At 73.5% G+C, this 7,185-nt stretch carries 5 protein-coding genes and 2 pseudogenes; 6 read left to right on the top strand and 1 reads right to left on the bottom strand.

Translation table 11 applies throughout. The annotated features are described in order from the left end of the window. Positions 1-373 precede the first annotated feature (373 nt). Positions 374-1,357, top strand: a complete 984-nt coding sequence (locus JM949_RS31700; RefSeq protein WP_203151776.1) for an AAA family ATPase — start codon at positions 374-376, stop codon at positions 1,355-1,357. Positions 1,358-1,595: 238 nt separating this feature from the next. On the opposite strand, the gene JM949_RS31695 is transcribed toward JM949_RS31700, so the two are convergent. Further along, positions 1,596-2,879, bottom strand: a complete 1,284-nt coding sequence (locus JM949_RS31695) for a chymotrypsin family serine protease (RefSeq protein ID WP_203151775.1) — start codon at positions 2,877-2,879, stop codon at positions 1,596-1,598. A 244-nt stretch (positions 2,880-3,123) separates the two neighbouring features. On the opposite strand from JM949_RS31695, the gene JM949_RS31690 reads away from it, so the two are divergent. The 5 genes and pseudogenes from JM949_RS31690 to fmt form a co-directional block, all read left to right on the top strand. Next, the gene (locus JM949_RS31690) at positions 3,124-5,259 is read left to right on the top strand and encodes a helix-turn-helix domain-containing protein (RefSeq protein WP_238434247.1); all 2,136 of its coding nucleotides are present in this window, start codon (positions 3,124-3,126) and stop codon (positions 5,257-5,259) included. After that, positions 5,241-5,468, top strand: a pseudogene (locus tag JM949_RS39410) (tetratricopeptide repeat protein); the annotation flags it as partial. The gene JM949_RS31690 and the pseudogene JM949_RS39410, both read left to right, overlap by 19 nt. Before the next feature lie 27 nt (positions 5,469-5,495). Then, entirely contained in the window at positions 5,496-5,624 is a 129-nt protein-coding gene (locus tag JM949_RS39405) for a hypothetical protein (RefSeq protein WP_309232418.1), read from the top strand. Between the two features lie 86 nt (positions 5,625-5,710). Then, on the top strand, positions 5,711-6,268 hold the full coding sequence (gene def, locus JM949_RS31685) for a peptide deformylase (RefSeq protein WP_203151774.1): 558 nt from the start codon (positions 5,711-5,713) through the stop codon (positions 6,266-6,268). 4 nt (positions 6,269-6,272) lie between these two features. Further along, a pseudogene (gene fmt, locus JM949_RS31680) lies at positions 6,273-7,185 on the top strand (methionyl-tRNA formyltransferase); the annotation flags it as partial.

Here is a 7,185-nt window from a genome sequence, read left to right as displayed (position 1 = left end):
GCTGGTCCGGGTGCCCGGGCCCGCGCCGCCGCGCTCGCCGAGGCGTTGCACTCGGCCGCCGGCGCCCGGGCCGCCCGCAAGGCCGCCGATCCGGTTCGTCTCCAGGTCGATCCGCTCAGCCTGTTCTGAGGAGTTTCGGCCGGTGCCGACGGTGCCGGACGGCGGCGACAGGGGTGGTCCTCGCACACCGCGTCCGGCAAAGCGGTGGCGTCCGAGTGGTAGCATCGCCCGTCATGCCGAGGCGTACGACGGGCTCCAGGTCGCGACGGGGCGTCAGGCGCGCCGAGCTGGGGCCGCTTCGGGATGGCGGGAACGCGTCGGTCGGGCGCGGGTCGATGATGTCAATGAGCCGGTGATCAGGGGTGGACCAGTCGTGACCGTTGGACAATCGATCGTCTTCAACGGCGACCTCGGCAGCGGCAAGAGCACCGTGTCGGTCGAGATCGCCAAGCGGCTCGGTATGCGTCGGGTCAGCGTGGGGGACCTCTACCGGGAGATGGCGCAACAGCGGCAGATGACCGCTCTGCAACTCAACCTGCACGCCGAGCTCGACCAGGCCGTGGACGGCTACGTCGACCAGCTCCAGCGGGACATCGCCGCCTCCGGTGAGCGCCTCGTCATGGACTCCCGGCTGGCCTGGCACTTCTTCACCGACGCGCTCAAGGTGCACATGATCACCGAGCCGGGCGAGGCGGCCCGTCGGGTGCTCGCCCGGCCGTCCGGTCCGGCCGAGAGCTACACCTCCCTGGAGGAGGCCAAGGCCAAGCTGCGGGAGCGCAGCGCGAGCGAGCGCAGCCGGTTCATCATCCGCTACGGGGTGGACAAGGCCCGGTTGCGCAATTACGACCTGATCTGCGACACCACCCGGGCCACCGCCACCGAGGTGATCGAGCACATCGTGGCCGCGTACGAGGGCACGCTCGGGGCCGAGGTGCTGCGCGACGCGCCGCCGCTGCTGCTGCTCGACCCGGCCCGGGTCTACCCGACCGAGGACATCGCGACCCTGCGGGGCCTGTGGGACACCGATTTCGTCGGCGACGTGGCCGAGGCGGGCGACGAGGCGCTGGAGCCGCTGAAGATCGGCTTCACCGGTGAGTACTTCTTCGTCGTCGACGGTCACCGCCGCCTCAGCGCCGCCCTGCAGAGCGGGTTCTCGCTGGTCCCCGCTCAGCTGGTCGCCGAGGTCGACGAACCGGTGGTGGGTGGGATGACAGCGATCGACTACTTCGCCGCCCAGGTGCGCCCCGGCCTGGTCTACGACTGGGAGGCGGCTCACCGGATCCAACTTCCGCTGCCCGAGCCGGCGTTGCTCCGCGGTGACGCGGTGCTCGCCGGGGACCCGAGCGCCAGCGCCTAGACGAGCAGGTCGAGCGCTCTGAGGGGTACGTGGGCGCTGGCCGGCGAAGGTGACCGTGGGTCATCTCCGGTCGGGGTGGATGCGGTGGTGAGCGGTATACCTCAGAGGCATATCTATGCCTCTGAGGCATACCGCTCCTCAGTACGTCGCCCGGGTGGGCCAGCCAAGCCGACGCGGGGCCGGGCCGACGCGCGGGGTACGCGCGCCGGCCGGCCACCGGGTGGTGGAGCGGGACGCCTCAGCCGAGGACGACGCCGGAGGCGCCGACGCCGGCCATGCCGGAGAAGATGTCCTCGTAGTAGAACCGCCAGGCGCAGACCCGGCCGGTGGTGACGTAGCCGGTACAGGCCGTCGACGTGTTGGTGTCGTCGATGGCGGTGTTGGTGCCGGTCGCCCAGACCTGGAGCGTGTTCGCCGCGTTCACGATCTCCACCGGGCCACCGCTGTCGCCCTGGCCGACGGCGTTGGTGCCGGTGGTGTTCTCCGCCTGGACCTGCCCACAGACCTGGCCGAAGTTGCGCACGTTGATGCACAGGTTGCGGGCCTTCACCTGGATCGAACAGCGGGTGCCGGAGTACGCGCCGGAGGTGCACACCCAGTTGCCGACCTGGCTGGCCGACGCGCCGATCACCTGGTTGCTGAACTCGCTGACCACGTTGCCGGCCGCGTCGGTGCTGTTGTTGAAGACCCGGCCGCCCGAGCTACCGGAGAGGAGCAGGGTGTCGGTGCCGGCGTTGCGGGTGCCGACGATGCCCATCGACTGCCCGGTCGGGTCGGTCGCGGCATTGTTGATGTTGCCGCAGTGCGCGGCGGAGAGGATCCGCGCGGCCCCGCCCTGGAAGACCCCGAAGCCGGTCGAGCAGCCGCCGCCGGTGGTGGCGTTGCGCCAGGCGGCACCACCCCACCACGGCGTCGTGTCGTCCCACCGGGTGGCGGGCGCGGCGGCGACGCCGGTCTGCACTGTCACCGGCACTCCGGCCAGGGCCGTCGCGCCGAGCAGACCGCTCTGGGTGCCGACCAGCAGGCCAGCGCCGTCGGCGCGCGGGCCGACCGTGGTGATCTTGTCACCAGCCGAGGCGCGCAGCCGGGCGGCCGCAGCCAGCAGCTCCCGCTGGGAGTACGCGGCCGGCAGCACCTTGGTCGCGACGGTGGCCCGGGCGTTGGCCACCAGCTGGGCCGGCGGCTCGCCCTTCCAGTAGACCTGGAGCTGTCGGTTGGTGGGATCGGCGACGATTCCGGCGAAGCCGGAGGTGGCGCTGCGCTGCGCCGAGTTGGTGATCTGGGCGGCGGCGGTGTTCATCCGCTGCTGCAACCGGAGCAGCTCGGACCAGGAGGCGAAGCCGCCGGGCACGGCCATGCTGTCGACGAACGACCCGGTGGTGGCGGTCTTGCCACCCGGCGCGGCGGTGGCCGGCGCGGCGGTCAGGCCCGTGGCGAGCAGCGTGAGGCCGAACGCGGTGACGGCGACGCGACGCAGCAGCATCGCCACGGACCGCCGGTTGGTCGACTGTGGACGGATCATCGGGTACCTCTTCCCCCAGGGGTTTGTGGAGCGGGCTGAGCCCGCAGCAGGACGGTGGCACGCGACGGCGGCCTCGCGAGGCGCATCCTGGACGGGACTGGACACCGCCGGACACGACCGGACGGTGAACGGTCCGTAGTGGATCTGTCATTGATTGGCAGGTGTCTATCGACCGGCGTCGAGCCGGAATTACCCTGCCCGTGCGCATCCGGGGCGGCCGGATGACCGGGGGGGTGGGGGCCGCATGTCCGACCAATGGGAACCTTCCGGCGTTCGTCAGACGTCACACGGCTCACCCGCAGTGTCCGAGGTCGCCCGCGCCGGCGTCGAGGCGCAGACACTGCCGGAGCTGGCCGGGTTGCTGCGCCAGCTACGCCGCCGGGAAGCCCGGCAGCAGGGCGAGACCCAGCTGACGTACCGGCAGTTGGCCGCCAGGACCGGTTGGTCGCGCGGGATCATCGGGGAGTACTTCGCCGGCAACATCCTGCCGCCGCCCGAGCGGTTCGACGCCCTCATCCGGCTGCTCGGCGCGACCCCCGCCGAGCAGGGGGTGCTGGCCACCGCGCGGGACCGGATCGAGGAGCGACGCCGCCGCCCGACCCGGGACCACGCGACCACCGGGCGGGCGGTGGTACGGGCCAGAGCCGGCGGCCCACGGACCGGTACCCCGTCGATCCGGCTGCCGGTGCCCCGGCAACTGCCCCCGGCGCTGCCCGGTTTCGTCGGCCGGGCGGCCCAACTCGCCCAGCTCGACAGCGAGTCCGCCGGCATCGGCGTCGCCGGCGAGGTCGACGGCGTCGCGCCGGTCGCCGTCCTGACGCTGTCCGGTACCGCCGGGGTCGGCAAGACGACGCTCGCGGTGCACTGGGCGCACCGGATCGCCGACCGTTTCCCGGACGGCCAGCTCTACGTCGACCTGCGCGGGTTCGACTCCACCGGAACGGTGGTGACCGCCGTCGAGGCGGTCCGCGGCTTCCTGGAGGCCCTTGAGGTCCCGCCCGAACGAATTCCCACCCACCTGCCCGCGCAGGTGGGCCTCTATCGCAGCCTGCTCGCCAGCCGTCGGGTGCTGGTGCTGCTGGACAACGCCCGCGACGTCGAGCAGGTCCGGCCCCTGCTGGTCGGCAGCCCGAGCTGCCTGGTCCTGGTCACCAGTCGCAACCGGCTCGTCGGTCTGATCGCCACCGAGGGCGCCCGGCCGATCAACGTCGACCTGCTCAGCACCGCCGAGGCCTGGCAACTGCTGGCCCGGCGGCTCGGCGCGGACCGGTTGGCGGCGGAGCCGCAGGCGGTGGACGAGATCATCGAGCGGTGCGCGCACCTGCCGTTGGCGCTCGCCGTCCTCGCCGCGAGAGGCGCGGCGAATCCGGCCTTCCCGCTGACCGCCCTCGCCGCCGAGCTGCGGGCGGCCCCGCGCCCGCTGGACTCGTTCGACGGCGGGGACGCCGGCAGCGACGTACAGGCCGTCTTCTCCTGGTCGTACCAGAGCCTGACGCCGGCGGCGGCACGCCTGTTCCGGCTGCTCGGCTGCCACCCGGGGCCGGACATCGGGTTCGCCGCGGCGGCCAGCCTGGCCGGGCTGCCCCGGGCCCAGGTGCCTCGACTGCTGGCGGAGCTGGCCCTCGCGCATCTCGTCACCGAGCCCGCCGCCGGCCGGTTCGGCGCGCACGACCTGCTTCGCGCGTACGCGGCCGAGCAGGCCGAACGCCTCGAACCGGCGGAGGCCCGGCGGGCCGCGATCCGGCGCGGGCTGGACCATTACCTGCACACCGCCCACGCGGCGGCGCTGCTGCTGCAACCGGGCCGCGATCCGGTCATCCTCCCCGCCGCCGCACCGGGCGTGCTGCCGGAGGAGATCACCGACCATGGTCAGGCGCTCGCCTGGTTCACCGTCGAGTATCCGGTGCTGCTGGCGGCCGTCGCGCACGCCCGGCGCACCGGCTTCGACGGCCGCGCCTGGCAGTTGGCCTGGACGCTTGTCGACTTCCTGCAACGCCGGGGGCGTTGGCCCGACCTGGCCGTCGCCCAGCGGGCCGCCCTGGCCGGAGCGCAGCGCGTCGGCGACCGGCTCGGGCAGGCGAACGCCCACCGCGACCTCGCCCGGGTGCTGTCCCGGCTGGGACGGGTGAACGAGGCGGCCCGGAACTACCGGCAGGCCCTGATGATCTTCGAGGCGCTGGGTGACCACACCGGGCAGGCGCGCACCCACCGGGCGTTCGGCGCGATGCTCGACGGGCTCGGCCGGCACGCCGAGGCGCTGGAGCAGAGCGAGCGCGCCCTGGCGCTGTACCGGGCCGCCGGGCACCGGGCCGGGAGGCCAGCGCCCGCAACGCGGTCGGCTGGGCACACGCCCAGCTCGGCCAGTACGAGTCGGCGCTGACGCACTGCGGGCAGGCGCTGGCCCTGCTGCGCACGACAGGTGACCGGCACGGCGAGGCGAACACCTGGGACAGCCTCGGATTCATCCGCGCCCGGCTGAACGACCATCGACAGGCGATTCGCTGCTACCAGCGGGCACTGGGGCTGTACCGGCGGGTCAGCGACCGCTACGACGAGGCGGACACCCTGGCCCGGCTCGGCGAGAGCCGGCAGGCGGTCGGGGACAGCGCGGGTGCGGTGCGTACCTGGCGGCGGGCCCTGGCCATCCTCGACGACCTCGGCCACCCGGGCGGCGAGCGGGTCCGTGGCCTGCTGGCCGGTTCCGGGAGGCGGCCCGGTGACGCTGGGCACACCGGCGGTGGTTGATCGAGGTGCGCCGGCCGGCCCGCGGCCGGGCACTCCGTAGACTGGTACGGCATCGCTCATCCCACCCCACGAAGGAGCCGTCCCGCGTGACCGTCCAGCCCATCCGTCTGTTTGGGGACCCGGTGCTGCGCACGCCGGCCGATCCGGTGGTCGACTTCGACGCCGAGCTGCGTCGCCTCGTCGCCGACCTCACCGACACGATGCGTGAGCAGAACGGCGCCGGCCTCGCCGCGCCGCAGCTCGGGGTGAGCCTGCGGGTCTTCACCTTCGACGTCGACGACGTCCTCGGCCACCTGATCAACCCGGTGCTCGAGTTCCCCGACGAGGAGGAGCAGGACGGCCCGGAGGGCTGCCTGTCCATCCCCGGGCTCTACTTCGACACCAAGCGTCGGCAGAACGTCATCGCCAAGGGCTTCAGCTCCTTCGGTGATCCGATGCAGATCGTCGGCACCGGCCTGATGGCGCGCTGCGTGCAGCACGAGACCGACCACCTCGACGGGGTGCTCTTCGTGGACCGGCTCGACGCCGCCGGTCGCAAGGAGGCGATGAAGGCGATCCGCCAGGCCGAGTGGTACGACGGGTCGGCCCCGCCGACGGTCAAGCTCAGCCCGCACATCAGCGACCCCTTCGGTCTGGGTCGGTGAGCCGGTGCGCGTGATCTTCGCCGGCACGCCGGCCGTCGCCGTCCCCGCCCTGGCCGCCGTCGCGGCCTCCCGGCACGAGCTGGTCGCCGTGGTCACCCGGCCCGACGCGCCCGCCGGGCGGGGCGGGTCTGTCCCGCTCACCAATCGGCGAGTGGGCCGACCAGCACGGCGTCGAGGGTGCTCACCCCGGCCCGCCCCCGGGAGCCGGAGTTCCTCGACCGGCTGCGCGAGCTGGCGCCGGACTGCGTGCCGGTGGTCGCCTACGGCGCGCTGGTGCCGCCGGCGGCGCTGGAGATCCCCCGGCACGGCTGGATCAACCTGCACTTCTCGCTGCTGCCCGCGTGGCGGGGTGCGGCGCCCGTCCAGCACGCCGTGCTGCACGGCGACGAGCTGACCGGGGCCAGCGTCTTCCAGTTGGAGGAGGGCCTGGACACCGGCCCGGTCTACGGCACGTTGACCGACGAGATCCGCGCCGCCGACACCTCCGGTGACCTGCTGGCGCGGCTCGCCGACTCCGGTGCCGGGTTGCTGGTGGCGGTGCTCGACGCGATCGCCGACGGCACCGCCCGGGCCGAGCCGCAGCCCGCCGACGGGGCGTCGCTGGCGCCGAAGCTCACCGTGGACGACGCCCGGGTGCGCTGGGGTGACCCGGCCTTCGCCGTGGACCGGCGGGTCCGGGCCTGCACCCCGGCGCCGGGCGCGTGGACCACCTTCCGCGACGAGCGGGTGAAACTCGGCCCGGTGATTCCGGTGCCCGACGGTCCCGAGCTGAAACCAGGGGAGTTGTTGGTGGAGAAGTCCCGCGTGTTGGTGGGCACGGCGACCGTGCCGGTGCGCCTCGGCGAGGTCCGCGCCGCGGGCAAGCGGGCCATGGCCGCGACCGACTGGGCGCGCGGCGTCCGGGTCGCGCCGGCGAG

It is taken from the genome of Micromonospora tarensis (assembly GCF_016803395.1).
Lineage (GTDB): Bacteria > Actinomycetota > Actinomycetes > Mycobacteriales > Micromonosporaceae > Micromonospora > Micromonospora tarensis.
The sequence above is the reverse complement of the archived record's forward strand: the minus strand, read 5'-3'. Positions and strand labels throughout refer to the sequence as shown.